Below are 13765 nucleotides of genomic sequence, written 5' to 3' on the forward strand. Positions count from 1 at the left end.
AATGACCGCACCTTTTGCAGTTGTTTTCCCCGGCCAGGGTTCGCAGGCCGTCGGCATGCTCGACGCCTGGGGCGACCATCCTGAAGTCCGACTGACGCTCGAAGAAGCCTCCGCCGCCCTCGGCGAGGACATCGCCGCGCTGATCCACGCCGGTCCCAAGGACCAACTGGACCTGACCACCAACACCCAGCCCGTCATGCTGACGGCCGGCATCGCCTGCTGGCGCGCCTTCGTCGCTGAAACCGGTGCGGTGCCCGTGGCCGCCGCTGGCCATTCGCTGGGCGAGTACACGGCCCTGGTCGCCGCTGGCGCACTGAGCCTGGCCGATGCGCTGCCGCTGGTGCGCTTTCGCGCCCAGGCCATGCAGGAAGCGGTGCCCGTGGGTGTCGGTGCGATGTACGCCATCCTGGGCCTGGAAGGCGAGGCGGTGCGCGCGGGTTGCGCGCAGGCCGCCGCCGAGACGGGCGAGGCCATCGAGGCCGTCAACTTCAACGATCCCAAGCAGACCGTGATCGCTGGCAGCAAGGCCGGCGCCGAGAAGGCCGCCGACATCCTGAAGGCCGCAGGCGCCAAGCGCGCGCTGCCGCTGCCGGTTTCGGCGCCTTTCCACTCCAGCCTGATGAAGCCGGCCGCCGAGCGGCTGAAGGAGAAGCTGGCAACGGTGCAGTTCCTGCCGGCCGCCTTCCCCGTCATCAACAACATCGACGTGGCCATCACCGCCAACGTCGACGCGCTGCGCGACGCCCTCTACCGCCAGGCCTTTGGGCCTGTGCGCTGGGTAGAGGTCGTGCAGGCACTGAAGGCCCGCGGTGTGAACCACCTCATCGAAGCCGGTCCCGGCAAGGTGCTGAGCGGCATGGCCAAGCGCATCGACGCCGAGTTGCAGGCCGCCTGCGTCTTCGACCCCGCCTCGCTGGCCGAGGCCCGTTCGCTGCTGGGAGGGGGCTGAGATGACTGAATCCGCATCCAAGGGCGTCGCCCTCGTTACCGGCGCTAGCCGCGGCATCGGCCGTGCGATTGCGCTTGCGCTCGCCAACGAAGGCTGGCGCGTCATCGGCACCGCGACGACCGAGTCCGGCGCGGCCGGCATCACCGAGGCTCTTGGCCCCCACGGCGGCCGTGGCATCGCGTTGAACGTGACCGACGCCGCCGCCAGCCAGGCCGCCGTCGACGACATCGTCGCCAGGGAAGGCGGCCTGCACGTCCTCGTCAACAACGCCGGCATCACGCGTGACACGCTGTCCATGCGCATGAAGGATGACGACTGGGACGCCGTGCTGGACACGAATCTCAAGGCCGTCTTTCGCCTCGCCCGCGCGGTGACCAAGCCGATGATGAAGCAGCGCTCCGGCCGCATCATCAACATCACCTCAGTCGTCGGCGCCTCCGGCAATGCCGGCCAAGCCAACTACGCGGCGGCCAAGGCCGGCGTGGCGGGCCTGACCCGCTCGCTGGCCCGCGAACTCGGCAGCCGCGGCATCACCGTCAACTGTGTCGCGCCGGGCTTCATCGCCACCGACATGACCGAGGTGCTGCCCGAGGTCCAGAAGGCCGCGCTGCTGTCCCAGATCCCGCTGGGCCGCCTCGGCGCGCCCGAGGAAATCGCCGCAGCGGTCGTCTTCCTGGCGTCACCTGGGGGTGCTTACATCACCGGGTCCGAGCTGCACGTCAACGGCGGCATGTACATGGCCTGAGGGCCTGCATAAGCTGCCGCAAATTTCTGCCTGCCCCCCGACTTAGGGGTGCAACTCTAGAGCCCTTAGAATGCTGGGCTGTTTTCTGCAAACCCCTCCTGGAGGAGTGTCATGAGCGATATCGAAGCACGAGTCAAGAAAATCATCGCCGAGCAACTCGGCGTGGCGGAAGCCGACGTCACCAACGAGAAGGCTTTCGTTGCCGACCTGGGCGCCGATTCTCTGGACACCGTGGAACTGGTGATGGCCCTCGAAGACGAGTTCGGCATCGAAATCCCCGACGAAGAAGCCGAGAAGATCACCACCGTGCAGCTGGCGATCGACTACGCCGTCAAGCACCAGAAGGCCTGAGCGCCTTTTCGGCCTCAGTCCCTTCTCTCGCAACTCTCTGATCCGTACCGCATGAGCCGTCGCCGTGTTGTCGTCACCGGTCTTGGCTTGATCAGTCCTGTCGGCAACTCTGTTGCCGAGGGCTGGGCCAATATCCTCGCCGGGCGTTCCGGTATAGCCACCGTCACCCGTTTTGATGCCAGCAACCTGGCATGTCACTTCGCGGGTGAGGTCAAGGGCTTCAACATCGAGGAGTACATCCCCGCCAAGGAAGCCCGGCACATGGATGGCTTCATCCACTACGGGCTGGCGGCGGCCTTCCAGGCGGTCCGCGACTCCGGCATTCCCACCGGAGATCAGCTCACCGAAGAGCAGGCCGAGCGCATCGGCGTGCTCGTGGGTTCCGGCATCGGCGGCCTGCCGCTGATCGAGGAAACCAAGACCGAGCTGATGAACCGCGGCCCGCGCCGCATCTCGCCGTTCTTCATCCCGGCCTCGATCATCAACATGATCTCGGGCCACGTCTCCATCAACTTCGGCTTCCAGGGACCCAACCTGGCGATCGTGACGGCCTGCACGACGGGCCTGCACGCGATCGGTGAAGCCGGCCGCCTCATCGAGTACGGCGATGCTGACGTGATGATTGCGGGCGGTGCCGAAGGTGCGGTGTCGCCGCTGGGCATCGGCGGCTTCGCGGCCGCAAGAGCCCTCTCGACCCGCAACGACGATCCCGCGACCGCGTCCCGCCCCTGGGACAAGGACCGTGACGGTTTCGTGCTGGGCGAGGGGGCTGGCGTGCTGGTCCTCGAAGAGTACGAACACGCCAAGAAGCGCGGCGCCAAGATCTATTGCGAGCTGGTCGGCTTCGGCATGGGCGCGGACGCGTACCACATGACCGCACCCAACGTTGACGGCCCCAAGCGCTCCATGCGCGCGGCGCTGCGCAACGCCGGGCTGAACCCCGACCAGATCCAGTACATGAACGCCCACGGCACGTCCACGCCGCTCGGCGACGTGAACGAGACCAACGCGATCAAGCTGGCCTTTGGTGATCATGCCAAGAACATGGTCATCAGCTCGACCAAGTCCATGACCGGCCACCTGCTGGGCGGCGCGGGCGGTATCGAGTCGGTGTTTACCGCGCTGTCCATCCGCGACCAGGTCGCCCCGCCGACGATCAACATCTTCAACCAGGACCCCGAGTGCGACCTGGACTACTGCGCCAACGAGGCGCGGCCCATGAAGATCGACATCGCCGCGAAGAACAACTTCGGCTTCGGCGGCACCAACGGCACGCTGATCTTCAAGCGGGTCTAGGCCCGCCCGGAGATGCGCCGCACGCCGCCCGTCGTCGTGCAGTTGCTGCCCCAGCCTGCCGTGCAGGCCGTCGTGGCGTTGATTGCCGGGCTGGCTTCGAGCGGCGTGTCTGCCTGGGCCATCAGCCATCACTCGTCGGTCTGGCCGGGATTGCTGGCCGTGCCTCTCGCCGTTCTCTACGCCTGGCGTGCCGCTGCCGTGTTGCCGCGCCGCTTGCGCTGGGATGGCCAGGCCTGGTGGCTGGCCGACGCTGATCGCGATGAAGAAACCGCCGTCCAACTCGCCGTGCTGATCGACCTCGATGCCTGGCTGTTGCTGCGTGCCAGCCCCGGCCCACGCTGGCTGCCGCTGGCGCGCAGCCAGCAGGCCCCGCACTGGACGGCGTTGCGCGCCACGCTGTTCGCGGCGCCGCAGGTGCGCCCATGAACGCCCAGGGCCCCGACGCCGACGCGCTGCTGGTGCGCGAGGCCCAGGCCGGCAGCCGCGCCGCCTTCGACATGTTGGTGCTGAAGTACCAGCGTCGTGTCGAGCGCCTGCTGTCGCGCAGCGTGCGCGATCCTGCCGATGTGGCCGACCTCTGCCAGGAGACCTTCCTGGCCGCCTACCGTGCGCTGCCGGCGTTTCGCGGCGACAGCGCCTTCTACACCTGGGTCTACCGCATCGCCATCAACGCTGCACAGCGTCACCGTGCGCGCCAGCGGCCCGTCGAGTCTCTTGACGACGACGAGGGAACTTTCGGCACCGACGCGCATCCAACCGACGATGCGACCCCCGAAACCCTGCTCGCCAGCCGCCAGTTGGCACATGGGCTCAACGAGGCGGTCGAAGGCCTGGCCGAGGATCAACGCCGGGCGTTGCTGCTGCGAGAGGTGGATGGCTTGAGCTACGACGAGATTGCCGACCTGATGGACTGCCCGCCGGGCACGGTGCGTTCGCGCATCTTCCGAGCCCGGGAGGCGCTGGCAGTGCGGCTGCGACCGCTGCTGAGCGGGGGAGGGTGGCGATGACCGTCGATTCACTGAACGAGGCGTTGTCCGCCGTGATGGATGGCCGCGCGACGCCCGCCGAGTGGGCGCGCGTGAACGCCGCCTGGGCGGCAGACCCGGCGCTGCGCGAGCGCTGGGCGCTGTGGCACGCGGCCGGCGACGGCCTGCGCTCTGCCGAACTGCCCGCGCTGCACCGTGAACCCCAGGTGCTGCTGGACGCGTTGCATGCGCACATGCCCGCGCCCGTCGTTTCGCACCCGCGCCGTCGCGACTGGTTCGCGCCATTCGCCGTTGCTGCCGGTTTCGTCGCCGTGGCCATCGGCCTGGGGGCGCTGCGAACGCCCTCGTCGCCGGATGGCCTGGTCGCCGCTGCACCATTCACAACACCGCGCGCGCAGGGGCTTACGGGCATGAGCTTTGCCCAGACCGCCGCAGGCCGTACGCTGCCATCCTGGGGCGGTGTGCGCGACACCGGCTCGGTCGGCGATGCGCCGCCGGAGATCGTCGATTGGGGCCTTGCCCTGCCCGAGCAGGCGGCGTCCCGTCCTCTACCCTGAAACGCTCAACCACCCGCTGCCCGTTGAACCTGGAACTTTCTATGCACGCTGAGAACCGCCTCCCCATCGCGCGCAAGCGCCTGCTGCTGTCTGGCACCGCGTTGGCCCTTGCGCTCGCCCTTGGCCAAGCGCCGGCCGCGGCCCAGGACCGCGAGCTGCCGGACTTCAGCGAACTGGTGGAGCGCGTCGGCCCGGCGGTCGTCAACATCCGCACGGCCGAGAAGTTCAAGGTGCCCGAAGGCCAGGCGGAGATGAACGAGCAGATGCAAGAGTTCTTCCGCCGCTTCGGCATCCCCGTGCCCAACCAGCGCCGTGGCGCGCCGCGCGGCGGCGGCACGCCGGACGACGACGGCCCGATGCGCCGCGGCGTCGGCTCCGGCTTCATCCTCAGCGCCGACGGCTATGTGCTGACCAACGCCCACGTCGTGCAGGGTGCCGACGAGGTCATCGTCACGCTGACCGACAAGCGCGAACTCAAGGCCAAGCTCATCGGTGCCGACCAACGCTCCGACGTCGCCGTCGTCAAGATCGAGGCCACCGGCCTGCCGTTCGTCAAGGTTGGCGACAGCAACAAGGCCAAGGTGGGCGAGTGGGTCATGGCCATCGGCTCGCCCTTCGGCCTGGAGAACACCGTCACGGCCGGCATCATCAGCGCCAAGCAGCGCGATACCGGCGACCTGCTGCCGCTGATCCAGACCGATGTGGCCATCAACCCCGGCAATTCCGGCGGCCCGCTCGTCAACATGCGCGGCGAGGTCATCGGCATCAACTCGCAGATCTACAGCCAGAACGGCGGCTACATGGGCATCTCGTTCGCGATTCCCATCGCCGACGCCGTCCGCGTGGCCGACGAGCTGCGCGCCGGTGGCCGCGTCGTGCGCGGCTACCTGGGCGTGCTGCCTGACGACATCACCAAGGAGATCGCCGAGGCCATCGGTCTGGGCAAGCCACAGGGCGCCGTGATCCGTTCCGTCGTGGCCGGTAGCCCGGCCGAGAAGGCGGGCGTCGAAGGCGGCGATGTCGTCACCAAGGTCGACGGCAAGACCGTGGACAAGGCGGCCGACCTCCGTCGCTTGGTGGCCAACGTCAAGCCCGGCGCCAAGACGACGCTGACGGTGTTCCGCCGCGGCGCGACCAAGGAGATCGTCGTCACCATCGGCGAAGACGAGCGCAGCAAGAAGCCGGGCAGCGAAAGCACCGAGGCCAGCAAGGAGCCGGCGCCCGCCACCGGCCCGAGCGCGGCGCTGGGACTGAAGGTGTCCGACCTGACCGACGCTCAGCGCAAGGAGCTCAAGCTCAAGTCCGGTGTCAAGGTGGACGGCGCCACCGGCGCCGCCGCCCGTGCCGGCCTGCGTGAGGGGGACTTCATCCTGTCGATCGACAACGTCGAGGTGAACTCGGTCAAGGCCTTGCAGGCGCAACTGGCCAAGGCGGACAAGGCCAAGTCCATGAACCTCGTCGTGCGCCGTGACGACGTCACCAACTTCGTGCTGCTGAAGCCTGTCCCCTGATTCGGCGTGGATAACAGCGCCAGCCGCTCGGGCTTTCCGCGATGCGGCAAGGCGAGACGGTTGGCGGTCAAAGGTTGTCCACCGTTTCTGGAAGTTGGCGCCGGCTAACTTTTTCGCGGCAGGCGGGATTGTTCGCGCTGGCCGCTAAAATGCGCCGTTGACGCCGCCTGAAAGCGGTGTCTGGCAATGCAATCGTGGGCTGCTGGCAACGCTTGGATTTGATCCACAGGCCATCCACAAGAACTTGTGGATAACCTGTGGTTAAAAATCCTTGTTGGCGGCCTGCAACGGGCGGAAAACCAATGCTGGTGCGGCTTGTCGGCCGACCCTTTTGGCTACAATGAAGTCCCAACAAGCAGTTGCCAAACCTTTGTTGGAAGGCACGTCGCCTCTTCGACGTGCCTTTTTTTTAGCTTCAGCACGGCGCTTTGCGCCTTCACATCGCTTCGCGATATGAGCTTGCGCTGCAAGGGCTCCCGCCCTTGTGTCCTGCTTGCAGCAGCGCAGAACAAGACTCCATGAACCACATCCGCAACTTCTCCATCATTGCCCACATCGACCACGGCAAGAGCACGTTGGCCGACCGCATCATTCAACGCTGCGGGGGCTTGAGTGACCGGGAAATGGAAGCGCAGGTGCTGGACTCGATGGACATCGAGCGCGAGCGCGGCATCACGATCAAGGCGCAGACCGCCGCACTCCAGTACAAGGCCAAGGACGGCCAGATCTACAACCTGAACCTGATCGACACGCCGGGCCATGTGGACTTCTCTTATGAAGTCAGCCGCTCGCTGTCGGCCTGCGAAGGCGCGCTGCTCGTCGTCGACGCCTCGCAAGGCGTGGAAGCGCAGACGGTGGCCAACTGCTACACGGCGCTGGACCTCGGCGTGACGGTGGTGCCGGTGCTCAACAAGATGGACCTGCCGAACGCAGACCCGGAAAACGCGCGCGCGGAGATCGAGGACGTGATCGGCATCGACGCCGATGACGCCATCCCCTGCAGCGCCAAGACCGGCATGGGCATCGACGAGATCATCGAGGCGGTGATCGCCCGCATGCCGCCGCCCAACGGCGTGGTCGAGGCGCCGCTGCGGGCGATGATCATCGACAGCTGGTTCGACAACTATGTCGGCGTGGTGATGCTGGTGCGCGTGGTCGACGGCACGCTCAAGAAGGGAGAGCGCATCCGCATGATGGCCTCCAACGCTGTCTATCCGGCCGACAACCTGGGCGTTTTCTCGCCCAAGTCGGAACCGCGCCTGGAACTCAATGCCGGTGAGGTGGGCTTCATCATCGCGGGCATCAAGGAGTTGCAGGCCGCCAAGGTCGGCGACACCATCACGCTGGAAAAGAAGCTGCCCAACAACCTGGGCCCCGCCGAAGAGGCGCTGCCGGGCTTCAAGGAAATCCAGCCGCAGGTGTTTGCGGGCCTGTACCCGACCGAGGCCAGCGAGTACGACCAGCTGCGCGACGCGCTGGAGAAGCTCAAGCTCAACGACTCCTCATTGCGCTACGAGCCCGAGGTGTCGCAGGCGCTGGGCTTCGGCTTTCGCTGCGGCTTCCTCGGCCTGCTGCATATGGAGATCGTGCAGGAGCGCCTGGAGCGCGAGTTCGACCAGGACCTGATCACCACCGCCCCCAGCGTGGTCTACGAAGTGGTGCAGGGCGACGGCTCGGTGATCCTGGTCGAGAACCCGAGCAAGATGCCCGAGGTCGGCCAGATCCAGGAGATCCGCGAGCCCATCGTCACCGTGCACCTCTACATGCCGCAGGACTATGTCGGCCCGGTCATGACGCTGGCCAACCAGAAGCGCGGCAACCAGCTGAACATGTCCTATCACGGCAAGCAGGTCATGCTGACCTACGAGATGCCGCTGGCGGAGATCGTGCTGGACTTCTTCGACAAGCTCAAGAGCGTGTCGCGCGGCTACGCGTCGATGGACTACGAGTTCAAGGAGTACCGCGCGTCCGATGTGGTGAAGGTCGACATCCTGATCAACGGCGACCGTGTCGACGCGCTGTCCATCATCGTGCACCGCGTGCAGAGCCAGTTCCGTGGCCGCGGTGTGGCAGCCAAGATGCGCGAACACATCCCGCGGCAGATGTACGACGTGGCCATCCAGGCGGCGATTGGCGGCAACATCATCGCGCGCGAGAACATCAAGGCGCTGCGTAAAAACGTGCTGGCAAAATGCTACGGCGGCGACATCAGCCGCAAGCGCAAGCTGCTTGAAAAACAGAAGGCCGGCAAGAAGCGCATGAAGCAGATCGGTTCTGTCGAAGTGCCGCAAGAAGCCTTCCTTGCCATCCTGCAGGTCGACGACTGACCTGCTCCCCTTCCCCAAGCCTTCCCCCGCCTTGAAAACCTCCCCGATGAGCGCTCTGACCGGTATCTTGTACGCCGCCCTGGTGGCCTATCTTGGCGGCTGGTACGTTGGCCGCTGGACTGGCAATTTCGCGCTGCTGCTGTTCGTGCTGACCTCGGTGACCATGCTGTACTGGCTGGCCGAGCGCTTCTACTTTGCGCCGGCCCGCGGCAAGGCAGCACAGACGCTGATCGACGGTGACGCCAAGCGCCGCGCGGCCCTGGCCACACAGGGCATCAGCCGCGTGGACGGCGACATCGAGCACGCCCGCCAGCAGCTTCTGCAGCAGCCCTGGTGGCTGGACTGGACCGCCGGCCTGTTCCCGGTGATCCTGGTCGTCTTCCTGCTGCGCAGCTTCCTGTTCGAGCCCTTCAAGATCCCGTCGGGCTCCATGGTGCCGACCCTGCTCGTCGGCGACCTCATCCTCGTCAACAAGTTCCACTACGGCGTGCGCCTGCCGGTGCTGAACAAGAAGATCATCGCCAACAACGACGTCAAGCGTGGCGACGTGATGGTGTTTCGCTACCCCGAGGACCCGAGCACCGACTTCATCAAGCGCGTTGCCGCCATCCCTGGCGACGAGGTGAACTACATCAACCAGAAGCTCTACATCAACGGCCAGGCGGCGCCGGTGCAGCCCCAGGGCAACTTCTACGACGACGATGCCCGCGTCTACCGCCAGCGCTTCCTGGAGAAGCTGGGCGAGCGCGAGCATCAGATCCTTGTCCAGCCGGAAGCCCAGCGCTTCTTCCGCCCCGACCGTGCCAACGGCCCCTTCCCGTTCCAGGAAAACTGCCGCTACACCATCGAGGGCGTCACCTGCAAGGTGCCCGCTGGCCACTACTACATGCTGGGTGACAACCGCGACAACTCGCGTGACTCACGGTTCTGGGGGTTCGTGCCGGACGAGAACATCGTCGGCAGGGCCTTCATGGTCTGGATGAATTTCGGTAACCTCAAGCGCATCGGTACTTTCTTCGATTGATGCCCAGATGAGCCGCTTCCGCCGTTCGATGTCGTCTTCCCCCCGCCGCCAGCGTGGCCTGTCCCTGATCGGGCTGCTGTTCTGGGGCGCTATCGCTGCCGTCACGGCCGTCGTCGGGATGAAGGTCTTCCCGACCGTGCTGGAGTACTACACGGTGAAACGGGTCGTCAACCGCATCGCCGCCAGCAATCCCACGACGGTGCCCCAGGTGCGCCAGGAATTCGACAGGTCCACGGCGGTCGAATATTCCATCCAGAGCATCAAGAGCGGCGACCTGGTGGTGAGCAAGGACAGCAACGACAAGGTCGTCATCGAGTTCGGCTGGGACAAGGAGATCGACGTCTTCGGCCCGGTCTACCTGCTGATCAAGTACCGGGGCAAGTCAGGTTGACTGTGTTGCCGCTGGCGCCCCAACGATGAACGCCGCTGCTCTCGACGCCCTGCAACACCGCCTCGGCCACCGCTTCCAGCGGACTGAGCTGCTGGCGCGCGCGCTGACCCACCGCAGCTATGGCGCCGACCACAACGAGCGCCTTGAATTCCTCGGTGACGCCGTGTTGAGCCTGGCCGTCTCCAGCCTGCTCTACGAGCGCTACGCCGGCTCCGACGAAGGCGACCTGACCCGTGTGCGCGCTCATCTCGTGCGCGAGGACAGCTTGCACAGGCTCGGCCTGGCCCTGGGCCTGCCGGCCGTGCTGAAGATGTCCGATGGCGAAGCCCGCGGCGGCGGCGCGCAGCGGCCGTCCATCCTGGCCGACGCCGTCGAGGCCGTGCTGGGCGCCGCCTACATCGACGCCGGCTACGACGCGGCGCTGTCCATCGTCCGCCGCCTGCTCGCCGAGACCATAGACACCGCCGCCGGCTCCGGCGACTTCGGCAAGGACGCCAAGACCGCGTTGCAGGAATGGCTGCAGGCACGCCGCATCGCCGTGCCAAGGTACCGTATCGTCGCCACGCGCGGCCAGGCGCATGCTCAGACCTTCGAGGTCGAATGCGCCGTGCCGGCCCTGGACGTGGCCGAATTGGGCGAAGGCCGATCACGCCGCACCGCCGAGCAGGAGGCCGCCCGCCGCCTGCTGGACCGCCTGCAAGACAGACACACCGCCTAACAAAGGCCATCCATGACCACCGACGCCGTTCCTCCCGCCGCAGCCCCTGCTGACGGCCCTGCCCAGCGCTGTGGCCTCATCGCCATCGTCGGTCGCCCCAACGTCGGCAAGTCCACGCTGCTGAACGCACTCGTCGGCCAGAAGGTCAGCATCACCTCCGACAAGGCGCAGACGACGCGCCACCGCATCACCGGCGTGCGCACTGTCGAAGAGGCGCAGTTCGTCTTCGTCGACACGCCCGGCTTCCAGACCAAGCACAACGCCGCGCTCAACCGCACGCTGAACCGCACCGTGCATGGCGTGCTGGCCGACGTGGACCTGGTGCTCTTCGTCGTCGAGGCCGGCCGCTTCGGACTGGACGACGCCAAGGTGCTGGGCCTGCTGCCCGAAGACAAGCCGGTCGTGCTGATCGCCAACAAGCTCGACGCCGTGCACCGCCGTGCCGAGCTGGCGCCCTGGCTCAAGGGCATGCAGGAACGCCGCAACTTCACCGAGTTCGTGCCGCTGTCGGCCAAGAAGGAGTCCGACGTCACGCGCCTCTTCAAGATCCTCAAGCCCTATCTGCCGGAGCAGGGCTGGTTCTACGCCGAGGACGCGCTGACCGACCGCAGCGAGAAGTTCCTGGCCAGCGAAATCATCCGCGAGAAGCTCTTCCGCCTGACTGGCGACGAGCTGCCCTACACCTCCACCGTCATCATCGACAAGTGGGAAGAGGAGGGCGAGCTGCGCCGCATCAGCGCCAGCATCGTCGTCGAGCGCGACGCCCACAAGGGCATGATCATCGGCCAGGGCGGCGAGCGCCTGAAGCGCATCGGCTCCGAGTCGCGCCAGGAGCTGGAGCACCTGATGGACGGCCGCGTCTTCCTGGAGCTGTGGGTCAAGGTGCGCTCGGGCTGGGCGGACACGGAAGAGCATCTGCGGTCCTACGGCTACGAATGACGCAATGCGGCTGACGCGCCCACCGGCGGTCCAGCAGGCCTACGTGCTGCACCAGCACGACTGGAGCGAGTCCAGCCTCATCCTGGACCTGTTCACCCGCGAGTCCGGCCGCCTGGCGGTGGCGGCCAAGGGTGCCAAGCGCCCCTACTCGCAGTTGCGCGCCGTGCTGCTGCCGCTGCAGCGCATCTCGGTCAGCCTCAGCAAGCCGGCGAAAACCGCTTCTGCCGAGGGTGGCGAGGTGCAGACGCTGCGCACCGCCGAGTGGGGTGGCGGCGCGACGCTGCCGGCCGGTGCGGCGCTGTTCTCCGGCTACTACCTGAACGAGTTGCTGATGAAGCTGCTCGTCCGCCACGACCCGCACCCGCGGCTCTTCGACGCCTACGCCGACACGCTGGCCGCGCTGCCCGAGGGCGACGCTGCGCTTCGCGCCTTCGAGCTGAAGCTGCTGCTGGAGCTCGGCCTGCTGCCCGACCTCAGCGTCGTCGCGACCACGCAGACGGCGATAGCGCCAGAGCGCCGCTACCAGCTCTCGCCCGAGTCCGGCGTCATCCCGCCCACCGGCGACGCCAACCTGCCCGGCGCGCTCTTGATCCAGCTGCAGGCCGCGCTGCTGCACGGCAGCATGGCGGCGCTGCGCCAGGCCTGCGCCGCCGAGCCGCAAGGCCTGAAGACGACGCTGCGCGGCCTGCTCCACTACCATCTTGGCCACCAGCCGCTGCGCACCCGCGCGCTGATGGTCGACGTGCAACAACTGCTCGATTCATGAACCCCTTTGCCCACGCTGGAACGCGTAGCGCCCTGTCGGTCAACGTCAACAAGGTCGCGCTGCTGCGCAACACGCGACACCTGGGCATCCCCAGCGTGCTGCGTGCGGCAGAGCAGTGCCTGCTGGCCGGCGCCCAGGGCATCACCGTGCACCCGCGGCCCGATGAGCGCCACATCCGCCCGGGCGATGTCGACGACCTCGCGGCCTTCCTGAAGGACTGGCCGCACGTCGAGTTCAATATCGAAGGCAACCCGACGCAGAACCTGATGGACTTCGTGCGCCGCCACCGGCCGCATCAGGTCACCTTCGTGCCGGACTCGGAAGAGCAGTTCACCTCCGACCACGGCTGGACGCTGCCGCAGGACGCCGAGCGGCTCAAGCCGCTGATCCAGGAGTGCCGGGATCTCGGCGTGCGCGTCAGCCTCTTCATGGACCCGAATCCAGCCGCAATGCCTCTTGTTGCCGAACTGGGTGCGGAGCGCATCGAGCTCTACACAGAGACCTTCGCCAGCGCCTTCGGCAGCGAGCGACAGGCCGAGGTGCTGGCCGGCTTCACGGCAACGGCCCAGGCGGCGCTGAAGGTGGGCCTCGGCATCAACGCTGGCCATGACTTGAACCGCGACAACCTGACCGCCTTCTTGAGCGCAGTGCCCGGCGTGCAGGAGGTGTCCATCGGCCATGCGCTGATCGCCGATGCGCTGGAACTGGGCTATGCCGAGGCGGTGCGCGCCTATCTGCGCGCGATCGCGGTCGCATGATCTACGGCATAGGCACCGACCTCTGCGACATCCGCCGCATCCGCGAGACCCTCGCGCGGCGCGGCGAGCGCTTTGCCGAGAAGGTGCTCGGCCCGCATGAGTTGGCCGTCTACCGCGAGCGCCGCGCCAAGGTCCAAGCGCGTGGTGAGGCCTATCTGGCGACCCGCTTCGCGGCCAAGGAGGCCTTCTCCAAGGCCATCGGCATGGGGATGCGCATGCCCATGACTTGGCGCGCCATGGAGGTCGTCAAGGCGCCCAGCGGCAAGCCGGAGATCGCGCTGCACGGCGCGCTGGCCGCCTGGTTTGCCGAGCGCGGCCTGAGCGCTCACGTGACCGTCAGCGACGAGCAGGACTACGCCGTCGCCTTTGTCGTCGTCGAGCGCCGCGCGGCGTAGACGACGAACCCCCTCCGCCAGCGACAAGTCGAGTTAGGTGTCACACGGCTGA

The 13765-nt window shown here is 66.9% G+C and carries 16 protein-coding genes; all 16 read left to right on the plus strand.

Going from position 1 to position 13765, the window contains the following annotated elements; genetic code table 11:
• The first annotated feature begins 1 nt into the window (after position 1).
• Positions 2–949, plus strand: a complete 948-nt coding sequence (gene fabD / locus ACXRVZ_RS19970) for an ACP S-malonyltransferase (RefSeq protein WP_457423644.1) — start codon at positions 2–4, stop codon at positions 947–949.
• Between the two features lies 1 nt (position 950).
• A complete protein-coding gene (fabG, locus tag ACXRVZ_RS19975; RefSeq protein WP_457423646.1) occupies positions 951–1694 on the plus strand; it encodes a 3-oxoacyl-ACP reductase FabG in 744 nt (247 codons plus the stop codon).
• Between the two features lie 111 nt (positions 1695–1805).
• Positions 1806–2045, plus strand: a complete 240-nt coding sequence (gene acpP, locus ACXRVZ_RS19980) for an acyl carrier protein (RefSeq protein ID WP_056204266.1) — start codon at positions 1806–1808, stop codon at positions 2043–2045.
• Between the two features lie 51 nt (positions 2046–2096).
• Positions 2097–3341: a beta-ketoacyl-ACP synthase II gene (gene fabF, locus ACXRVZ_RS19985; protein WP_457423648.1), complete on the plus strand. Its 1245-nt coding sequence runs from the start codon at positions 2097–2099 to the stop codon at positions 3339–3341.
• Positions 3342–3353: 12 nt separating this feature from the next.
• Positions 3354–3767 (plus strand): hypothetical protein, encoded by a 414-nt coding sequence (locus ACXRVZ_RS19990; protein ID WP_457423650.1) that lies wholly within the window; start codon positions 3354–3356, stop codon positions 3765–3767.
• Entirely contained in the window at positions 3764–4348 is a 585-nt protein-coding gene (locus ACXRVZ_RS19995; protein ID WP_457423652.1) for a sigma-70 family RNA polymerase sigma factor, read from the plus strand. The genes ACXRVZ_RS19990 and ACXRVZ_RS19995 overlap by 4 nt, the downstream gene beginning before the upstream one ends.
• Positions 4345–4884 carry a sigma-E factor negative regulatory protein gene (locus ACXRVZ_RS20000; protein ID WP_457423654.1) on the plus strand — a complete coding sequence of 180 codons (540 nt, stop codon included), beginning with the start codon at positions 4345–4347 and terminating at the stop codon, positions 4882–4884. Before ACXRVZ_RS19995 ends, ACXRVZ_RS20000 begins: the two co-directional genes overlap by 4 nt.
• 41 nt (positions 4885–4925) lie before the next feature.
• Complete coding sequence (locus ACXRVZ_RS20005) at positions 4926–6395, plus strand: Do family serine endopeptidase (protein WP_457423656.1); 1470 nt, start codon at positions 4926–4928, stop codon at positions 6393–6395.
• Positions 6396–6913: 518 nt separating this feature from the next.
• A complete protein-coding gene (lepA, locus tag ACXRVZ_RS20010; protein ID WP_457423658.1) occupies positions 6914–8722 on the plus strand; it encodes a translation elongation factor 4 in 1809 nt (602 codons plus the stop codon).
• Positions 8723–8768: 46 nt separating this feature from the next.
• A complete protein-coding gene (gene lepB / locus ACXRVZ_RS20015; RefSeq protein ID WP_457423660.1) occupies positions 8769–9746 on the plus strand; it encodes a signal peptidase I in 978 nt (325 codons plus the stop codon).
• Between the two features lie 7 nt (positions 9747–9753).
• Entirely contained in the window at positions 9754–10137 is a 384-nt protein-coding gene (locus ACXRVZ_RS20020; RefSeq protein WP_457423662.1) for a DUF4845 domain-containing protein, read from the plus strand.
• 25 nt (positions 10138–10162) lie between these two features.
• The gene (rnc, locus tag ACXRVZ_RS20025; RefSeq protein WP_457423664.1) at positions 10163–10855 is read left to right on the plus strand and encodes a ribonuclease III; all 693 of its coding nucleotides are present in this window, start codon (positions 10163–10165) and stop codon (positions 10853–10855) included.
• Positions 10856–10867: 12 nt separating this feature from the next.
• A complete protein-coding gene (era, locus tag ACXRVZ_RS20030) occupies positions 10868–11794 on the plus strand; it encodes a GTPase Era (protein WP_457423666.1) in 927 nt (308 codons plus the stop codon).
• A gap of 4 nt (positions 11795–11798) precedes the next feature.
• Positions 11799–12560 carry a DNA repair protein RecO gene (gene recO / locus ACXRVZ_RS20035; RefSeq protein WP_457423668.1) on the plus strand — a complete coding sequence of 254 codons (762 nt, stop codon included), beginning with the start codon at positions 11799–11801 and terminating at the stop codon, positions 12558–12560.
• On the plus strand, positions 12557–13318 hold the full coding sequence (locus ACXRVZ_RS20040) for a pyridoxine 5'-phosphate synthase (protein ID WP_458232755.1): 762 nt from the start codon (positions 12557–12559) through the stop codon (positions 13316–13318). Before recO ends, ACXRVZ_RS20040 begins: the two co-directional genes overlap by 4 nt.
• The gene (gene acpS / locus ACXRVZ_RS20045) at positions 13315–13713 is read left to right on the plus strand and encodes a holo-ACP synthase (protein ID WP_457423672.1); all 399 of its coding nucleotides are present in this window, start codon (positions 13315–13317) and stop codon (positions 13711–13713) included. Before ACXRVZ_RS20040 ends, acpS begins: the two co-directional genes overlap by 4 nt.
• Positions 13714–13765: the final 52 nt, after the last annotated feature.

The organism is Roseateles sp. P5_E8, from assembly GCF_054177665.1.

Excerpts from the sequence above, each read along its gene's own strand:
- ACXRVZ_RS20005 (WP_457423656.1), top strand. The coding sequence starts at position 4,926 with ATGCACGCTGAGAACCGCCTCCCCATCGCGCGCAAGCGCCTGCTGCTG.
- fabD (WP_457423644.1), top strand. The coding sequence starts at position 2 with ATGACCGCACCTTTTGCAGTTGTTTTCCCCGGCCAGGGTTCGCAGGCC.
- lepB (WP_457423660.1), top strand. The coding sequence starts at position 8,769 with ATGAGCGCTCTGACCGGTATCTTGTACGCCGCCCTGGTGGCCTATCTT.
- ACXRVZ_RS20040 (WP_458232755.1), top strand. The coding sequence starts at position 12,557 with ATGAACCCCTTTGCCCACGCTGGAACGCGTAGCGCCCTGTCGGTCAAC.
- ACXRVZ_RS19995 (WP_457423652.1), top strand. The coding sequence starts at position 3,764 with ATGAACGCCCAGGGCCCCGACGCCGACGCGCTGCTGGTGCGCGAGGCC.
- acpS (WP_457423672.1), top strand. The coding sequence starts at position 13,315 with ATGATCTACGGCATAGGCACCGACCTCTGCGACATCCGCCGCATCCGC.
- era (WP_457423666.1), top strand. The coding sequence starts at position 10,868 with ATGACCACCGACGCCGTTCCTCCCGCCGCAGCCCCTGCTGACGGCCCT.
- ACXRVZ_RS20000 (WP_457423654.1), top strand. The coding sequence starts at position 4,345 with ATGACCGTCGATTCACTGAACGAGGCGTTGTCCGCCGTGATGGATGGC.
- fabG (WP_457423646.1), top strand. The coding sequence starts at position 951 with ATGACTGAATCCGCATCCAAGGGCGTCGCCCTCGTTACCGGCGCTAGC.
- rnc (WP_457423664.1), top strand. The coding sequence starts at position 10,163 with ATGAACGCCGCTGCTCTCGACGCCCTGCAACACCGCCTCGGCCACCGC.
- ACXRVZ_RS20020 (WP_457423662.1), top strand. The coding sequence starts at position 9,754 with ATGAGCCGCTTCCGCCGTTCGATGTCGTCTTCCCCCCGCCGCCAGCGT.
- ACXRVZ_RS19990 (WP_457423650.1), top strand. The coding sequence starts at position 3,354 with ATGCGCCGCACGCCGCCCGTCGTCGTGCAGTTGCTGCCCCAGCCTGCC.
- acpP (WP_056204266.1), top strand. The coding sequence starts at position 1,806 with ATGAGCGATATCGAAGCACGAGTCAAGAAAATCATCGCCGAGCAACTC.
- fabF (WP_457423648.1), top strand. The coding sequence starts at position 2,097 with ATGAGCCGTCGCCGTGTTGTCGTCACCGGTCTTGGCTTGATCAGTCCT.
- recO (WP_457423668.1), top strand. The coding sequence starts at position 11,799 with ATGCGGCTGACGCGCCCACCGGCGGTCCAGCAGGCCTACGTGCTGCAC.
- lepA (WP_457423658.1), top strand. The coding sequence starts at position 6,914 with ATGAACCACATCCGCAACTTCTCCATCATTGCCCACATCGACCACGGC.